The organism is Paenibacillus sp. MMO-177 (genome assembly GCF_037147795.1).
Classification (GTDB): domain Bacteria; phylum Bacillota; class Bacilli; order Paenibacillales; family Paenibacillaceae; genus Pristimantibacillus.
In genome coordinates this window covers 147,993-164,638 of the sequence record NZ_JBBCUR010000003.1, presented here as the reverse complement: position 1 = coordinate 164,638, position 16,646 = coordinate 147,993, and the positions used below count along the sequence as shown (strand labels likewise).

Sequence of the window (16,646 nt, the reverse complement as noted above, 5' to 3'; positions counted from 1 at the left end):
ATTTAAGAATGACCGTATGTGGATGGATATTTACCAAATAAGCGATCATTCTTTTTTAGGAGGGACTTTCGATGGCTGGCGAAGATAATCGGCTGGAGCTGAAGGATGTGTCCCATGTCTACGTGAACGAAAAGGGTGCTTCCTTGGCCGTCGAGAATTTGAATTTGACGGTACGGCGCGGTGAGTTCGTCAGCCTCGTCGGTCCGAGCGGCTGCGGTAAAACAACGATTCTCAGCATGCTTGCGGGTTTATTTCCTCCAACCGGAGGGCAGGTGCTTCTCGCGGGAGCGCCTGTCCTTGGTCCTTCCCGGCTGGTTGGCTATATGCTGCAGCAGGATTTCCTGTTCCCGTGGCGGACGATCCGGGATAATGCCGCAATCGGCCTGGAGATTGCCGGAGGGAAGACGGCCGCGGCGATGAAGGAAATAGACCGCTTGCTGTCGGAGCTTGGGCTGCCGGGTTCGGGCGGCAAGTATCCGCATGAGCTCTCGGGCGGCATGCGGCAGCGCGTCGCTTTGGCCCGCATGCTCGCGACGAATCCGGAAGTGATGCTGCTGGATGAACCTTTTTCCGCGCTGGATCTGCATATCAAGCTTCAGCTTGAAGATCTGGTAGACGAAACGTTGAAGCGTCTTGGCAAAACAGCCGTGCTCGTTACCCATGATTTGGCTGAAGCCGCGGCCATGAGCGACCGGGTTATCGTACTGGCCGCCAACCCGGGCAGAATCGTGAAGGAGCTTGCGGTGCCGGATGAGATTCGGCAGGCAACGCCGATGGAGGCGCGCAAGCTGCCGGGCTTCCAGGACGTATTTGATCAGCTGTGGGCAGAGCTTAACCGGGCGGAAGGAGGCGGCGGGCATGCCTAAGGAGGAGAATCCGGGCAAGAAGGCATTATTATCCGGCATAGAGGAAGACCGAGAGAGCGGTATGAAACAGCTTCACACGCAGTTCAAGCAAAAAGCTAGACGGGTCACTGCGGCAGTAGGCACCACGCAGATTGCGATTCTGCTGCTGTTCATTGCCTTGTGGGAAGCGGCAGGCAGACAAAAATGGATTGATCCGCTGCTGTTCAGCTATCCGACCAAAATCGTCAACCAGCTGTGGAACTCGATGGCGGACGGCTCGATCTGGCCGCATATCGGAATGACCGTGTCCGAGACGATCATCGGATTTCTGCTTGGTACGTTGGTTGGCACCGGGATCGCCGCGCTTTTATGGTGGTTTCCTTTTTTATCGAGAGTGCTGGATCCTTATCTGGTCGTGCTGAACAGTCTGCCGAAGGTTGCGTTAGGTCCGCTCTTTATCGTTACGCTTGGACCGGGTTTTACTTCGATTGTGGCGGTAACCCTGTCGGTGACGGTAATTATCACGACGATTAATATATACAACCGGTTTAGAGAGATTGACGCGGGTTATATCAAGGTTGTCCGGCTGTTTGGCGCGAGCAGGGCGCAGCTGTTCCGGCTTGTTATTCTGCCTGCCTCTTTTCCGGTCATTATATCGGCTTTGAAGGTCAATGTCGGTCTTGCTTGGATCGGGGTAATCGTCGGCGAATTCCTGGTCGCGAAGCTTGGGCTCGGCTACCTGATGATTTACGGCTTCCAGGTATTTAACTTCACCCTCGTGTTATCCACTCTGATTGTCATAGCCGTGGTCGCGACGATCATGTATCAACTTGTGGCGATATTGGAACGAAAGTTGACGTCAGGCTGGCGGGAGCGTTAGGATAATCGTATTAATCTATCCGAACGTGAGGGAAATAAGTGGGCATTCGCATTATCAAAACAGCATTAGCAGCCATTATCGCCATTTATTCGGCCGTATATTTGAATTTGGAGCCGCCTCTTGGTGCGGGTATTCTTGCAATTCTCGGTGTGGAAGTCAGCCGGATGAAAGGGCTGAAGAGCGCTGTTCAGCGTTTCGTCGCTTCTTCGCTGGGACTTTTTTTTGCCTCTTTGGTATTTACAATCTTTGGCTTTCATATTTGGGTAGTGGCGTTATTTATCCTGATGACCTTCCCGGTATTGGCTAGATTCCAGCTGAAGGACGGCATCGTAACCAGTGCGGTTATCGTATTCCAGCTGTTCAGTCATGGGGAAGTCACCGTTGACGTATTGGAAAACGAAGTGCTGCTCATGATCTGCGGACTCGGCTGGGCTACCGTGATCAACTTCATCTATATGCCGAAGGATCAGCACCTGCTCGAATCGCTCAAAGCTTCCGTCGAGAAGCTGTTTGGCGATATTTTTACGGAGATGGGCAGGACGCTGCGCGATCCTTCGCATATTTGGAACGGGAGCGAGCTGCTTGAGGTTCACCGGATTATAGATGAAGGCGCCCGCCGGGCCGTGCTGAACAAGGAGAACCGGCTATTCGGGCAGGAGCATTATTGGTCCACTTATTTCGAAATGAGGCGTCTTCAGCTCGAGTCGGTCCAAGCGATGCTGGAGGAGCTGGCGCTCGTCTACGAGAAGCTGCCGCAGAACGAACCGCTTGCGGAACTTCTGGAGCTTCTATCCGGAGAAGTGAAATCCGAGGTTTACCGCGGAATAACGGAGAAACGCTTGTCCGAACTGAGACAGCTTTACAAATCGATGGAGCTTCCGCGTACCCGGGATGAGTTCGAGCTTCGCGCCGCTATTTTGAAGATGACGATGGAGCTGGAAAGATATTTGGCAATCGCCAAACGATTAAAGAAAAGAAATGTCATGTTAGACAAAGCGGAGCCATAAAATAAAGAGGGATAAAATTCGTGGCGGCGCGGGAAAGATTCAGTCACCCTAGACGAATGACCTGCATACACTTTAAATGAATGATTGTATGGAGGAGGTTAAATCGATGACATTTGCAGATAAACAGCTACAAGGTAGAGAGATTATAACGAAAGCTGTCTGCGGGAAAGGTCGTAAGTTTTCCACTGTCTCTCATACCGTAACACCGCCTCATCACCCGACCAGCATATTGGGCGCGTGGGTTATCAACCACCAGTATGAAGCGGTTCGATCGGGCGACGGAATTGAGGTAATTGGTACTTACGATCTCAACATTTGGTATTCGTATAGCAAGAATTCGCAAACGGACGTAGCAAAAGAAACCGTGCAATATGTAGAGCATGTGCCTCTTTCTTATTTGGATCCTAAGCATCGGTCATCTACGGAAGAAGTATCCGCCGATTGCATTCAGGAACCTAACTGCATTGAGGCTAACATCTCAACAAGCGGTTCCGGCGTTATCGTCCGCGTTGAGCGCGAGTTTGCGGTTGAAATGATCGCCGAGACCAAAGTTTGGGTAGCCTGCTTCCCGGGCGGCTACGACGACGGCAAAGAACTTGAGTTCGGTCTCGGCGACGGGGACTACGAGGATCTGGATCCGGACTTACTGGACGACGACCTGTAAGCCGGAAGCACTTATCCGCTTCTGTACTGTAAGATATGCCGCTAAGGCGGTAAATTCGAGGGCGAAAGCCCTCTTTTTGTTGAATTCATTTAATTTGGGCATTCGCCGCATGCCCAGTAGTCGTTATCGAATCCAATAAAAAGAAGGTGGGCGGGTATGGCTGGCAATCGGCTGAACCGGCTTGAGCACGAACGGCAGGCAATACCTTTGACGGAAAGCGAAATGCAGGCAAGATGGCTTCGCGCGGGTCTATATCGGGAGCCGCAGGAGGATGAACGGTTATACCGGGTTCAAGCAGCCGATCTCGCTCTGATTGAGCTTAAGCGGATTACCCGGTCAGGCAAGACGTTAGGCAGCGGAGAACCTATTGCAGCGGCCGCAGCCGGCCATCCGGCCGAATGGCCGGCAGATCCCGTGCTCCGCCGGGTCATCCGAAGAGCGATTGCGGGACTTTACGCAGCGGGTATAGACGCAGGGGAAGCGGATGTTGCGCTGGGGACGGACGGCCGAGTGTCGATGAGAGCGGCAAGGAGGCGCAAAATAGCTCCGCTGCTGCCGTCTGAGGCTGAAGCTTGGCGAAAAGACACGCCGCTTCTGATCGGGGCCGATCCGGAGTTTGTGCTTATCCGGCCGGACGGCAAGATCGCTCCGGCCTCCCGTTATTTGGGCGGGGTCGGCGGCGCCGCGGGCAGCGACGCCATGCTGATCGGGCGACGGCTGATGTATCCCGTCGCCGAGCTCAGGCCCGAGCCGGCCGCCGATCCGGCCGGGCTCACGGCGGGCATCCGGCGGCTGCTGCTCCGCGCCGCCGGGCTTGTCCGCGACCCAAGCCTTCGCTGGGCCGCGGGTGCCATGCCCGTGCCGGGACTTGCGCTCGGCGGGCATATCCATCTCAGCGGCGTGCGGCTGACGCCGCGCCTGCTGCGCCTGCTCGACAGCTACGCCGCGTTCCCGCTGGCGCTGGTCGAGGACCCCGCCGGGCGCGGGCGGCGCCCCCGCTACGGCGTCCTTGGCGATTACCGCCAGCAGCCGCATGGCGGCTTCGAATACCGGACGCTGCCGAGCTGGCTCGTGTCGCCGGCAGCGGCCAAAGCCGCCTTCGCACTCGCGCTTCTCTGCGCGCGCGAGGCGGACGCCCTGCAGGACATACCGGCTCTTGACGAGCGGTATGTCGCAGCTTATTACGCCGGCGACCGCGCGGAGCTCGCCGGCTGTCTCGACGGCGTCGCCGCTTCTATGGCGGCGACGGCAAGCTATGTGGCGCTGGCGCCGTACATCGAGCCTCTGCTCGATGCGGCGAGGCGCGGCGCCACCTGGGATGAGCGGGCTGACATCCGCGTCAAATGGCGCATCCCACGCTTATAAGGGATGCGCCATTCGGCAAGGCGGCCTCGCGTTTGCCCGCTTATATTCGCTTTGCTGCGTCGAGCAATCAGCGAATGATGCGATGCTTTCTTAATTCATCCAGCATGTATGCCGCGCGATGTTTATAGTGATGCTTTTGCACGGCTTCGAGCCCTTGCTCCTGGATTTTTCTGCGTTCCAGCGGATGCTTCAGGTAGTAACGGATCAGTCGTTTCGTTTCGTCGGCAGAGCCCGATACAACCAGCTCCCGGCCAGGACGGAACAATTCCCTGACGGCAGGCGTATCGTTCGTGATCAGAAAACCGCCCGATCCCAATATTTCATAGGTTCGCTGAGTAACCTGCGTTAAGTGGTTCTGCGGACCGATAACGATTTTGGCCGAGTTGTACACCTTATGCGCTCGGGGATAAGTGAGATGGCCGTGCAGCCATTTTGCAGGGACCTTTACGCCGAGGACGGGCTTCATGCCGGCCCAATTCCGGCCCCAGATGTCAATGCGGATCCCGCCTTGAACTAAGGGTTTGATGAGATGCTTTATCGATTGGATCCGGTAATGCCGCGGATATTTTTTCAGAATTTTGGGATAGCCGTTGGCTACGGCGGCAATTCTGCTGCGGTACTTCGGAGAGCTTTTGCCCGTGTGATGCACGCTGGGATGGAAGCCGAAGTCCATGTGGGCGCATGGAATGCCCATGCCGGCATAATCCTCTAATTTCGACTTGCATATCGTGAATACAAAGTCCGGCTGAACAGCCTGTACATAAGGGAGAGAGAACGTTTCATGATGGGTGGGGTCCTCGGTAGCCCAAAAGGCGAAAGGGATTCCCGTAGGCCTCACAAGGTTATGGACCAGCTGCCTTTTCTCCGGTTTATGCTGAAGTGTCCAGCCCAGGCTTACGATCAGGTCCGGCTTGAAATCTTCAAGCAGCCGGCGAATGACAGCTTCGCTTAACGGGCCGGAAATCCGCACCCGATGTCCAAGATCCCGGAAGCCGTTGGGCAGTCCGTGAATCCACATGGGATGGCTCTCGAGGAATAAAATATTCATGAAATAATGCCTTCTCTCTTTAAAGCATCCAGCATGCTTTGAGCCCTGCGGGTATACGTATGCTCGGCTATGGCGAGTCTTCCGTTCTGCCGGACCTGCTCGCGTTCCCTTGGATTCGCCAGATAGTGCCGGACAAGCCGAAGGGTTTCCCGCGGGGAAGAGGAGAGAGCGGCGTCGCGGCCAGCCTGAAGCAGCTTTCTTACTCCCTCCGTATTGCAGGTAAGAAGAAATCCTTCGGAGCCGACAATCTCGTAGGTTCGCTGGGTGGCCATATCCGTATAATTTTGCAGTCCCAGGATGATTTTCGCGGAGCTGTACACTTTATAGGCGTCTTTATACGCGATCGGCTTTTTGATCCAACGGGAAGGCAATGACCGACCGAGGTAAGGCTTCATCAAATGCCAGTTCCGTCCGTAAAAATCGATGCGGTAGCCGGCTTTAAGCAGCGGCAGGATGAGAATGTTCATGGCCTTGCGGCGGTAGAGCTTGGGGTATCGCTTCAAGACGCCCGGATAGGCATTGGCTACTACGGCGATATCTGCCTTATAGGTTTTAAGCGGCCGGATTCTGCGGTGAATACGAGGGTGAAAAGCAAAGTCCAAATGTTCGCTGGCATAGCCCAGGTTGCGGAATCTTTCGGCTGCTTCGGCTGAAATGGTGAATACGAAAGCGGGGGTCATTCTTCTTAACAAAGGCAGCGTAAATTCGTCCGTAAAATTAGGATCTTCCGTCGACCAGTATATAAGCGGAATATTGTTGTCCGAAGCAAATTTGCGGATAAGCTTCTGTTTCGCGGGAGTGTGATCCCGCCCCCAGCCGACGTAGACAAGCAGATCAGGCTTCTTTTCGTTCAGCAGGCGGGATAACGAACCGGAATGAACCGGCCCTGACATCCGCACTTCATGCCCCAGATCCCTCAGCCCGTCGGGCAGACCGCAGCTCCAAATCCCGCCGCGCTCAAGAAATAAAATGTCGATGGATTTCACCATCCCTTCCCAGGTCAGGCAGGCTCTCCGAATTCGAGTCTAGTTAGTGGACATTGTATTCAGCGCGAGATGCGGGGTATAGGCTTCTCCCCAGCCGCAACGGCTTTTTCTTCGGGTTTCCTGCCCGGCTTCGCCCATGCAGGTTGGCGCGCGGCAATCGGCTTGGTATAATAGCAGAATGATGTTTTTTAATTATAAGAAAGTATAAGTTTTATACTATGCTTATATTTCACTCGCGAAACGTTTGCTGCTTCTCCTAAGGGGAGCGCAGCCGTTTACGCTTGAATGCTATGTACCTGGGAGGGGCAACAGTGGCTGGTTATACCCCGATGATTCAACAATATCTCGCAATTAAGGAACAAGCGAAAGACGCGTTCCTTTTCTTCCGTCTCGGCGATTTCTACGAGATGTTCTTTGACGATGCTATAAATGCATCGCGCGAGCTTGAAATTACGTTAACAGGCAGAGAGGGAGGCGTGTCGGAGAAGATTCCGATGTGCGGCGTCCCTTATCATTCTGCGGAAAACTATATTGCAAGGCTTGTCGAAAAAGGCTTCAAGGTTGCGGTCTGCGAGCAGGTAGAGGATCCTACGGCGGCCAAAGGCGTTGTGCGCAGGGAAATCGTTCGCGTCATTACGCCGGGTACCGTCATGGAATCGAAATCGCTTGCTGATAAGTCCAACAACTTTATCGTTTCCGTCGGTTCGGTCTCTACGGCGGCAATCGGCATGGCAGCCTGCGACTTGTCCACAGGCGAGCTGTATGCGACATCGCTCGCTTTCAATATCGATACGCTGATAGACGAGATTAACGTCTATCAGCCTGCGGAAATCGTTGGCGACGAAAGCTTGCTGGCGCAGCTCAAGGAGCAGGCGGTATGGAACCGTCCCGTGCTGCTGACAAGCCGCGAGCCTATGGCCGAGGACAAGCTTCGCGAGCAGTTTGAAGCTGCGCAGCTAGAAGGACTTAGCGATGCGCGTTACCGCGCCGTTAGCCTCTTGACCGGTTATCTCGAGGAGACGCAGAAGCGCTCTCTTGGTCATGTCCGCACGATCCGCGCTTATGAACCGAATCAATATATGATTCTGGACCACTATACGCGGCGCAATCTCGAGCTGACCGAGACGGTCCGCGACCGGAGCAAAAAAGGTTCTCTTCTGTGGCTGCTCGACCGGACCCAGACGTCGATGGGGGCAAGGCTTCTAAGACGCTGGATTGACAAGCCGCTTCTTAACCGTTCGAAGATTGAAGAACGGTACGAAGCGGTTGACGCGCTCTACCGGAATTTGATTGCCCGCGACGATATCCGTTCGGAGCTGAACCATGTATACGATCTCGAACGGCTTGTTGGCCGGGTTGCTTTCGGAAGCGCGAACGGCAGGGATATGAACGCGCTGAAAAGCTCCATCCGCCGCACGCCGCAGCTGGTCGAGCTGGCTCGTCAAGCCGGCTCCGAGCGGCTCCGCCAGCTTGTAGACGGGCTGGATGACTGCTCCGATCTGGCCGATCTGATCGAGACGGTCATTGTGGACGAGCCCCCCGTATCGATACGCGAAGGCGGATTAATCCGCGCCGGTTACGACGATTACCTCGATCAGCTTCGCGAAGCAAGCACGAACGGCAAAAAATGGCTTGCCGAGCTGGAGCGTCGGGAACGAGAAGCAACCGGCATCAAAACGATAAAAATCGGCTTCAACAAAGTATTCGGTTATTACCTCGAGGTTTCCAAAGGCGCCTTGGGCATGCTGCCCGAAGGCCGTTACGAACGGAAGCAGACGCTGGCGAACGCGGAGCGCTTCGTCACGCCGGAGCTGAAGGAGAAGGAACGGCTTATTCTCGAGGCCGAGGACAAAATGGTTGATCTGGAGTACGCCCGCTTCATCGAGCTGCGGGATCATCTCGCCCTGCAGCTTCATCGTCTGCAGCGGCTGGCCGAGGTCGTGGCGGAGCTGGACGTCTATCAGTCTCTCGCTACGGTCAGCGCGGAAAGAAGATTTGTGCGTCCGGTTATCACCGATCAATACAACCTTGTTATTGAAGAAGGGCGGCATCCGGTTGTTGAAGCGGTAATGGATGGCGTTCAGTTTATTAATAATGCCACTTCTCTTCGCAAGGAGGAGCAGTCGATGCTGCTCATTACCGGACCAAATATGGCGGGTAAGAGCACTTATATGCGGCAGGTAGCCTTAATTTGCATCATGGCGCAGATCGGCTGCTTTGTGCCGGCAAAGGCTGCGGAAGTTCCGATGATCGACCGCATCTTTACCCGGATTGGCGCTGCCGATGATCTTATCGGCGGTCAAAGCACCTTTATGGTTGAGATGAAGGATATTCAGCTCATGACGGAAAAGGCGACGGCAAGCAGCCTCGTTATTATTGACGAGCTTGGCCGCGGCACGTCGACAAGCGAAGGAATGTCAATCGCCCAGGCGGTCATCGAGTTCGTCCATAACCATATCGGCTGCAAAGCGCTTGTGTCCACGCATTTCCATGAGCTGTCGCATCTGGAGGCTTCTCTTCCTAAGCTGGCGAATGCCTGCATGGCCGTGCAGGAAAGCGGCGATCATGTGACCTTCCTGCGCAAGCTGATACCCGGAGCGGCTAGCACAAGTTACGGGATTTATTGCGCAAGACTTGCGGGGCTGCCGAGTTCCATTATCGACCGGGCATATGTACTGCTTGAGCATCTGGAGGAAGGAGCTTCGGAGAAGCCGGCGGCAGGCGCTGCCATGGCGGCCGCAAGCGCGGCGGCGGAAGCTCCTTCAGCTCCGTCCTATGCCGTTGCTCCCGAATCAGATTTGGTGTTTAAGGAAACGGCTGCCGCCGTCCAGCTCTCCATCTTTGACGAGCCGGAAGCTCCGCCTGTTCTGCCGGTTCAAGAGCAAGGACGCCGCAAAGCCACGCCGAAGGCCGAGCAGCTCGCCGACTCGCTCCGTAAGCTGGACTTGTTCAATATGACGCCAATGCAAGCGATGCAATGGTTGAACGAAATGAAGCAGAAGCTGAACGATTAGCTTGAAAGTTAACATAGAGGGTTTAGAAGCAAGGAGGGGTTCGCATGGGGAAAATCCAGGTATTGGATGAGCAGCTTGCCAACCAGATCGCGGCAGGCGAGGTCGTGGAACGGCCTGCGTCCGTCATCAAGGAGCTGGTCGAGAACGCGATTGATGCCGGAAGCTCCGTTATCGATATTACGATCGAAGAAGGCGGATTGTCGTTTATTCGGGTCACCGATAACGGCGGGGGTATCGAGCCGGCGGATATGGAAACCGCGTTTCAACGGCATGCCACGAGTAAAATCTCGTCCAGCAGCGATCTGTTCAAGATCGCAAGCCTTGGCTTCCGCGGCGAAGCGCTGCCGAGTATCGCGGCCGTATCGCGGCTTGAATGCGTATCGTCAATCGATTCCACCGGCCTGGCCCAGCGCCTGGTGATAGAAGGCGGAACGGTAACGGCCAACGAGCCCGCCAACGCCCCCCAAGGCACCGATATGTCGGTGCGGGATTTATTTTACAACACGCCGGCAAGGCTGAAATATATGAAGGCCATCCAGACGGAGCTTGGCCATATAACCGATTACGTATACCGAATTGCCTTGGCGCATCCGGGTATAGCGATTACCCTGAAGCATAACGGATCGGTGCTGCTTCGGACGCTTGGCACGGGAGATAGGCTGCAAGTTATTGCGGCCGTGTATGGAACGAATACGGCCAAGGCGATGCTGAAGGTGGAAGGCGAGACGTCGGATTACGATTTGCGCGGGTTTATATCGAAGCCGGAACTTACTCGGGCGAATCGCAACGGCATGACCGTCATCGTGAATGGCCGCTACATTCGCAGTCATGCGGTCAATCAGGCCATTCTGCAGGCATATCATACGCTGCTGCCAATCAACCGCTTCCCGATTGTTGTGCTGGAGATCGGCATGCATCCAAGCCTGCTTGACGTGAACGTTCATCCTTCCAAGATGGAGGTCCGGTTCAGTAAAGAAAATGAGCTGAGAACGTTGGTAGAGCAGGCGGTAAAAGGAGCGCTTGGACAGGTTCGGCATATTCCGGGGCCGGCTGAAAAGCCGGAACGGGAGAAGCCGCTGTTCGTACAGGATGCGATTTCCTTCCACCGGCCCGATCCGCTTTCCATGCCTTGGGGGCAGGAACGAAGCCCATCCAATCCTAACGGGTCGGGTTCTCAGGGAATTCCATCTAATCCGTCGGGAAGCAGCTTTAACCCGGGCAGGCCAGCCGGATTGTCAACGTCTGCCGCTAACACGGGCTCATCGTATAACACATCCTTCCCGCAGCTTCCGAAGCGCGAGTACGTGCCGAAGGATGCGACGGAACGTCTGTACAAGCCTGCCGAGCAGCGTGAACAATCTGTGCGGGAAGCAGCGGCTGCCTGGGAGCAAGCCGCTCCGGTGCTTCAGGCCGCTGAAGAGGCGGCAGCATCGCCTGAGGCGCCAGATTCAGAGCTGCCTATGGGCGAGGCGAACGAGCGGCCGGACGGTACGCCGGCGTTCCCGGACCTGTACTGGATCGGCCAGCTTCATGGCACCTATATTGTAGCGCAGGCTGAGGAAGGATTGTATCTGATTGACCAGCACGCGGCCCATGAACGCATTAATTACGAGTATTACTTCCAGAAGTTTGGCAATCCTCAAGCTGCCAGTCAGCAGCTTCTCGTTCCGCTCACCTTGGAATTTACATCCGGCGAAGCGGAGCAATTGCGCGGCATGATCGGCTTATTCCAGGAAGCCGGCGTTGAGCTGGAGCCCTTTGGAGCGCAGACTTTTCTTGTGCGTGCTTATCCGGAATGGTTCCCGCAAGGCGAGGAGCAGGCCATCATCGAGGAAATGGCAGAACTCTTGCTAAGCGAGCGCAAGTCCATTAATATTGCTAAGCTCAGGGAAAAAGCGGCGATTATGTGCTCCTGCAAAGCTTCGATAAAAGCCAACGATCGGAAGACGAGGGAAGAGGGAGAAGCGCTGCTCGCCCGTCTCGCGGCCTGCATTCAGCCGTATACCTGTCCGCATGGCCGTCCGATTGTGGTTCATCTTTCGACCTACCAGCTTGAAAAAATGTTTAAACGGGTGATGTCATGATCGTAACAACCGCGGACAAGCCGTCTCAGCGGGCATTGGCGACAGCCAGGCGGCTTGCGGGAGAGCTATCCGCTCCGTACGTATCGAGAGGCAAACAAACGCTTCGGCAGATGGCGGAGAGGATGGAGGAGATCCGTCTGATCGTCGTAACGGAGAAGGAAGTCCGCTATTACGACGGCCAGACGGAGTCGCCGCTCTATTTTCATCCCAGCATGGCATTTGTAAGGGTGAAAAGACTGCGGCGCGGAGAAAGCGATCCATTGCTTGATCTGACGGGCTGCAAGCCGGGAGACAGCGTCATAGACTGTACCGCCGGGCTTGCCGCGGATTCTCTTGTATTCTCGTATGCGGCGGGAGAATCGGGAGCGGTGACCGCCATAGAAAGCGAGCCCGTCTTGTGCGCGGTCGTGCGGGAAGGGTTGGCGGGCTATCAATCCGGCTTGCCGGATGTGGATGCAGCCATGCGCAGAATCAAGATGATTAACGTCAATCATGCCGAATATTTGGCGGGACTCCCGGACAATAGCGTCGATATCGTCTACTTCGATCCGATGTTCCGCCAGCCGATTCACGAATCCAGCGCTTTGGAGCCGCTGCGCAAGCTGGCTAACGACAGCGCGTTGACCGAGAAAGCCGTTCGAGAGGCAATCAGGGTCGCGCGCAAGACCGTCGTGATGAAGGAGCACCGCGAGAGCGGGGAATTCGAACGGCTGGGATTCGAACGGCGGCATGTGAATACGTCGAAAATAGCTTATGGAGTGATAGAGGTTGCAGGAAGCAGCAAGTAAGGAACGCAAGCAGCCGCTGCTTGTTCTGGTAGGACCTACGGCTGTAGGCAAGACACAGCTCAGCCTAGATCTCGCCAAAGCATGGAACGCTGAGATCATATCCGGCGATTCGATGCAGGTGTACAAAGAGATGGATATCGGCACGGCCAAGCTGCCGTTAGCCGAGCGACAGGGGATTGTCCACCATCTGATCGATATTTGCGAGCCGGATGAGGCGTATTCGGTCGCGGATTTTCAGCTGCATTGCAGAGAGGCGATTGCCGAAATCTCGGCAAGAGGAAAGCTTCCTTTTATCGTGGGAGGGACCGGGCTCTACGTCGAATCCGTCTGCTATGGCTTTGAATTTAACGAAAACGGCTCGGATCCCGCATTTCGGGACGAGCAGCAGCGCTATGCGGATGAGCATGGAGCGGAGGCGCTCCATGCCCGGCTTGCGGAAGTGGACCCGAAGTCCGCAGAACGGCTGCATCCGAATGACCAGCGCCGCATTATCCGCGCGCTTGAGATCTTTCATCTGTCCGGCGAGATGATGTCGGCTCAGCTGGAAAGACAGAAAAAAGAATCGCCCTACGAATTGTGTATATTGGGTCTCGCTATGGACAGGAAGGTACTCTACTCGCGTATCGAACAGCGGGTTGATCAAATGCTGGAGGATGGACTCGTCGAGGAAGTTAGAGGACTGCTGGACCGCGGCGTGACGCCTGACAGCCTTGCGATGCAAGGGCTTGGCTACAAGGAAATCGTCATGTACCTGCGCGGAGAATGTACGCTTGAGGCGGCTGTAGAACTGCTGAAAAGGGATACGAGAAGGTTTGCCAAACGCCAGCTTTCCTGGTTCCGGCACATGAAGGATATCGAGTGGGTCGACATGGGGGAAAATTTTCACAAGAATTTGCAGCGGATTCATGGTATAATAGCAGGAAAGTTTCAAGTCAATCTTGAATATACTTCTAATCAATCTTTTTTAGACGGGGGTAACGTCCAATGAACAAATCGATCAATATTCAAGATACTTTCTTGAACCAACTGCGTAAAGACAACATTCCGGTTACGGTTTTTTTAATGAACGGCTTTCAGATTAGAGGCGTTATTAAAGCGTTCGATAACTTTACGATCATCATTGACAGCGAAGGCCGTCAGCAAATGGTGTACAAGCACGCGATTTCGACGTTTACTCCGCAGCGTAACGTATCTTTAATGCAAGACCATAGTGCTCCGGAAGCATAGAACGTAACGTTATTTGTGAAACCTTCTACTTGCAGGTAACGTTTAACTTGATAGCGGAAGGCAAGAACAACCCGCTCCAGCAGGGTTGTTCTTTTCATTCCGGGGTATATTGAATCATAGAGAAACAGATTTTGGAACAACTGGAGGGAACCTAATGGCTGAACAACCAAGACGAAGCAAACAAAAGGAGATGAAGCGCGGGACCGTCAAGAAAAAGAAAAGAATGACGCCCCGAAAATGGTTTTTCGCATTCTTCTTTACCATCGTGTTTGCGATTATCTGCGGAATCATCGGTTATTTGTTTATTACCTTGAACGGCGAACGGATCTTGACGGAAAATGCGGATAAGCTGGAACTCGGCGAAGCGTCGATTATATATGATACAAACGGCAAAGAGGTTACAAAGCTGTACGACGCGAGCGCGAACAGGGAAATTGCCGAGTATGACGAGATGCCGAAGCTGCTTCTGGATGCTTTCGTTGCAACGGAGGACCAGAGATTCTACGAGCATTCCGGGATTGACTTCTTCTCTATCGGACGTGCCGTCGTGAAGGACGTTATCGCCAGAAGCAAAGTGGAAGGCGCAAGTACCATCACCCAGCAGCTGGCGAAAAATATATTTTTGACCGCAGACAAAACGTTCTTCCGCAAAGCGACGGAGGCTTCCATTGCGGTAGCGCTTGAGAACAAATATTCCAAGCAGGAAATTTTGACGATGTACCTGAATCGGATTACTTTCGGTAAAGGGATCTACGGTATTAAAGGCGCTGCGGATTATTATTTCGATACGGATCTTAAAGATTTGAAACTATGGCAGATTGCTACGCTCGCGGGAATGCCTAAAGCGCCAAACCGCTATAATCCGATTAATGATCCTGAATCTTCGATGGCGCGGCGGGCTGTCGTTTTGAAGCTGATGTATGATCAAAAACTGATTACGCAGCAGGAAATGGAGGAAGCAAAAGCGGTTGTTTACGAGCCGCCGGCTAACCTCGAACAAAAGAAAAGCGATCCTTACAAAGCTTATGTCGATTACGTGATCGAAGAAGCGGTTAAAGTTATTCCCGGCATGACCGAGGATGAGCTTCGTATTGGCGGATACCGCATTTATACGTCTCTCAACACGACAGCGCAGCAAGCGGTTGAGAAAGAATTTGCCGATGACAGCAACTTCGAGAAGAGCCCGGATGATCAGAAGGCGCAAGGGGCCATGATCATTATGGACCATCGCGACGGAACCATTCAGGCAATGGCCGGCGGCCGCGATTACGTCCGTAAAGGGCTTAACCGCGTTGAAGTGAAGCGCCAGCCCGGTTCCGCCTTTAAGCCGATCGTTTCATACGGTCCGGCACTCGAAACCGGGGATTATTACCCTTGGACGGTCCTGAATCAGGATCAGCAAAAATGCTTCGGCAATTATTGCCCAAGGGATCCGCATGGCTCGGCACCGGTTACGATGCAGCAGGCCATAAAAGAATCCCGCAACCTGGCTGCCGTATGGACGCTTAACCAAGTAGGAATCGGCAATGGCATTGCCTTTGCCAAAAAACTGGGCATCGAGCTGGCACCGGAAGACCGCAACCTTGCGATTGCGCTTGGCGGTCTGACTCAAGGCGTAACGCCGCTTCAAATGGCGGAAGCCTACAGCGTATTCGCTAACGGCGGCAAATCGGTTGATCCGCATACGATTACGAAGATCGAAACCGCAGCGAACAAGAAGGTTTATACGTACCATGCGCCGGCGGCGAAGCAGCTGATGAAGCCGGAAACAGCCTGGTATATGACGCAAATGATGCAGACCGTCCTCGAAAAGGGCGGCACGGGTACAGGGGCACGGATCGACCGTCCTGTAGCAGGCAAGACGGGTACGTCGCAGCACGGTATTCCTAACTTTAATTCCAGCGCGAACCGCGACGCCTGGTTCGTCGGGTATACGCCGGAATGGACCGCGGCCGTATGGATGGGCTACGATATTACCGACAAGCAGCACGTTATCAAGAAGAGCAGCTCGCAGGCTGCAGCAATGTTCGGCAAGGTTATGAGTCAAGCCATGAAGAATGTGCCGAAGTCTTCGTTCAAGCAGCCTGAGGGTATCAAGCAGGAAGTGAAGGAACAGGCTCCGGTTACGAACTTCAATGCGGTGTTCCTGGCAGACCAGGCGAAGGTTCAGCTGTCCTGGACTGCGCCGGCGAACAGCGAAGGGGTAACTTATCGCGTTTACCGCAAAGACTCGGAGCAATCGGAATTCTCCGTATTTGTAGACGTGGCTAACAATACGGTAGACGATATGACCGTGTTCCCTGGCATGAAGTATCAATACTATGTCGTGGCTTATAATGCGGAAGAAGATAAGGAAAGCAAGCCTTCCGATACGATTACGATAGACGTGCCGGCGACGGAAGTGGATATTCCGGAGCAGCCGATGGAGCCGGATCAGCCGTCTGACGGCGAGCTCCCAGGCGGGCCAGGCAACGGAGAGGTCTCGCCTCCTCCATCCACGGATCCGAATCAGCCGGTTGAAACGGAGACGCCTGGCAACGGAGGAGCGGTGTCGCCGAGTCCCGGAAATAACGGGAACGGAACGGGCAACGGAACTGTGGGCCCAGACCAAGGGGCCGGAGGACCGGTCGAATCGACCGATCCCGGCACCGGGAACGGAACGGTGACGGGCAAAGGAGCCACGGATAAAAAAGAAGCCGGAAGTGCGGGCGGCAAAGCGTAAGGAGCTGGACTTAGAA

The 16,646-nt window shown here is 54.6% G+C and carries 13 protein-coding genes; 11 read left to right on the top strand and 2 right to left on the bottom strand.

Features of this window, described 5'->3' with window-relative positions:
* The first annotated feature begins 71 nt into the window (after positions 1 to 71).
* The 5 genes from WFK81_RS11875 (at position 72) to WFK81_RS11855 (ending at position 4,761) form a co-directional block, all read left to right on the top strand.
* The gene (locus WFK81_RS11875; RefSeq protein ID WP_336786636.1) at positions 72 to 866 is read left to right on the top strand and encodes an ABC transporter ATP-binding protein; all 795 of its coding nucleotides are present in this window, start codon (positions 72 to 74) and stop codon (positions 864 to 866) included.
* A complete protein-coding gene (locus WFK81_RS11870; protein ID WP_336786635.1) occupies positions 859 to 1,725 on the top strand; it encodes an ABC transporter permease in 867 nt (288 codons plus the stop codon). Before WFK81_RS11875 ends, WFK81_RS11870 begins: the two co-directional genes overlap by 8 nt.
* Positions 1,726 to 1,763: 38 nt before the next feature.
* On the top strand, positions 1,764 to 2,732 hold the full coding sequence (locus WFK81_RS11865) for an aromatic acid exporter family protein (RefSeq protein WP_336786634.1): 969 nt from the start codon (positions 1,764 to 1,766) through the stop codon (positions 2,730 to 2,732).
* Between the two features lie 106 nt (positions 2,733 to 2,838).
* Positions 2,839 to 3,396 (top strand): outer spore coat protein CotE, encoded by a 558-nt coding sequence (locus WFK81_RS11860; protein ID WP_336786633.1) that lies wholly within the window; start codon positions 2,839 to 2,841, stop codon positions 3,394 to 3,396.
* A gap of 516 nt (positions 3,397 to 3,912) precedes the next feature.
* Entirely contained in the window at positions 3,913 to 4,761 is an 849-nt protein-coding gene (locus WFK81_RS11855; RefSeq protein WP_336786632.1) for a putative amidoligase domain-containing protein, read from the top strand.
* A gap of 67 nt (positions 4,762 to 4,828) precedes the next feature.
* Here the strand turns inward: WFK81_RS11855 and WFK81_RS11850 are convergent, their stop codons facing one another.
* Together WFK81_RS11850 and WFK81_RS11845 are read right to left on the bottom strand one after the other, a co-directional pair.
* On the bottom strand, positions 4,829 to 5,809 hold the full coding sequence (locus WFK81_RS11850) for a CgeB family protein (RefSeq protein ID WP_336786631.1): 981 nt from the start codon (positions 5,807 to 5,809) through the stop codon (positions 4,829 to 4,831).
* A complete protein-coding gene (locus WFK81_RS11845) occupies positions 5,806 to 6,795 on the bottom strand; it encodes a CgeB family protein (RefSeq protein ID WP_336786630.1) in 990 nt (329 codons plus the stop codon). The genes WFK81_RS11850 and WFK81_RS11845 overlap by 4 nt, the downstream gene beginning before the upstream one ends.
* Before the next feature lie 311 nt (positions 6,796 to 7,106).
* Here WFK81_RS11845 and mutS point away from each other — a divergent pair, with 311 nt between their 5' ends.
* From mutS to WFK81_RS11815, 6 genes are all read left to right on the top strand, one after another.
* Positions 7,107 to 9,809 (top strand): DNA mismatch repair protein MutS, encoded by a 2,703-nt coding sequence (mutS, locus tag WFK81_RS11840; RefSeq protein WP_336786629.1) that lies wholly within the window; start codon positions 7,107 to 7,109, stop codon positions 9,807 to 9,809.
* Positions 9,810 to 9,853: 44 nt separating this feature from the next.
* On the top strand, positions 9,854 to 11,893 hold the full coding sequence (gene mutL / locus WFK81_RS11835; RefSeq protein WP_336786628.1) for a DNA mismatch repair endonuclease MutL: 2,040 nt from the start codon (positions 9,854 to 9,856) through the stop codon (positions 11,891 to 11,893).
* A complete protein-coding gene (locus tag WFK81_RS11830) occupies positions 11,890 to 12,681 on the top strand; it encodes a class I SAM-dependent methyltransferase (RefSeq protein WP_336786627.1) in 792 nt (263 codons plus the stop codon). The genes mutL and WFK81_RS11830 overlap by 4 nt, the downstream gene beginning before the upstream one ends.
* Positions 12,662 to 13,669, top strand: a complete 1,008-nt coding sequence (gene miaA, locus WFK81_RS11825) for a tRNA (adenosine(37)-N6)-dimethylallyltransferase MiaA (RefSeq protein WP_336786626.1) — start codon at positions 12,662 to 12,664, stop codon at positions 13,667 to 13,669. Before WFK81_RS11830 ends, miaA begins: the two co-directional genes overlap by 20 nt.
* The gene (hfq, locus tag WFK81_RS11820; RefSeq protein WP_336786625.1) at positions 13,666 to 13,908 is read left to right on the top strand and encodes an RNA chaperone Hfq; all 243 of its coding nucleotides are present in this window, start codon (positions 13,666 to 13,668) and stop codon (positions 13,906 to 13,908) included. Before miaA ends, hfq begins: the two co-directional genes overlap by 4 nt.
* Positions 13,909 to 14,062: 154 nt before the next feature.
* Entirely contained in the window at positions 14,063 to 16,630 is a 2,568-nt protein-coding gene (locus WFK81_RS11815; protein ID WP_336786624.1) for a PBP1A family penicillin-binding protein, read from the top strand.
* Positions 16,631 to 16,646: the final 16 nt, after the last annotated feature.